This window comes from Candidatus Obscuribacterales bacterium, from assembly GCA_036703605.1.
GTDB lineage: Bacteria > Cyanobacteriota > Cyanobacteriia > RECH01 > RECH01 > RECH01.
This window is the reverse complement of record DATNRH010000103.1, coordinates 1-1120: the sequence shown is the minus strand read 5'-3', so window position 1 is coordinate 1120 and position 1120 is coordinate 1. Positions and strand designations below refer to the sequence as shown.

The 1120-nt window shown below is 52.9% G+C and carries 1 protein-coding gene; it reads left to right on the top strand.

Features of this window, described 5'->3' with window-relative positions; all coding sequences use genetic code 11:
* Window positions 1-48 precede the first annotated feature (48 nt).
* Window positions 49-1120: hypothetical protein (locus V6D20_02140; protein ID HEY9814595.1), on the top strand; the 1072-nt coding region annotated here is incomplete at its 3' end.

Below are 1120 nucleotides of genomic sequence, written 5' to 3'. Positions count from 1 at the left end.
ATTCGATATTGCCCGTGATTTCAGACATCTCTTGTTCTCAGCGCTGATATGTTCCATTGGACCGCCATTCTGCTCATTGCTTTGTCCGCATTGCTTTCCCGTTCTGATGCCTGCATGGCTGCCTTTGCTGCAGCAGGGAATGAACCTGAACCTCAGCCGTTGATGCTTGGAAACCCAGTCCAAGGTGCCATCACTGTGTCGGGATTTGCTACCCCTGGAAGTGGTGTTGACCCTTCTTGCGGAGGAACTCTAACTGTCACGACTCCTGCTCGCATTTACTCCTGGACTGCTTCTGTCATGGGACAGGTGAACTTCTCCACTGGTGACAATACTTGCGATTTTTGCTCCGATACTGTCCTCAGTGCCTGGTACGACAACAATGGCATTTGCACCCAGGTTGATTGTGACGATGATGGTGGCCCTGGACTTCGGGATTCCTTGATTACCTTTGACGCCATCCCTGAAGTGACCTACTACATTGTTGTGAACTTTTATTCAAGTGGCGATGGCTGCCTTAACCTGTGTCCTGGTGCCAGCGCGTGCCCCGCACTCCCTTGCGAGGGTACTATTGACATCTGCCCCAACGGGTTTGTTTTCGATGACCTACCTGAGCTTCCTGAGGGTGGCACTTGTGAATCGTCCAATGGATTTGGGGAGCCTCTTGGCTGGAGCGGAAGCCTCTACCGATACACTATTCCTGAGGATACTGTTATTGGTGCCAACAACATGTACATCTACTTTGCCTCTATTGTCGGTTCTGACGACAGTCAAAGTGGCGTCTCCGACCCTATCATGGAGGTGTGGACCAGCGGCTGCCTCCCTGTTGGCTCGAACGATGATGGATTCGGTTACATTGGCGGCTCTTGGGTTTCGACAATGGCTACGCCCGGTGCCTCGTTTATCATTGGTTCTGAGCCTCTGTCAGCAACCGGCCCTCAAAATATCGGAACCTGTATGGGCTACAGCTCTGATGGTGTTGCCCCTGGTCAGTCTCCTTGCCCAGCTTGCACCTTCGTGTCCTCTACTCCGCTCACAGTGGCCACTACGACTAGCGTGCAGCAAAGCCGCACTCAAGACGTCACAGGACGGAGCCAGTCTGTTGACACCCAACTCAGTCGAT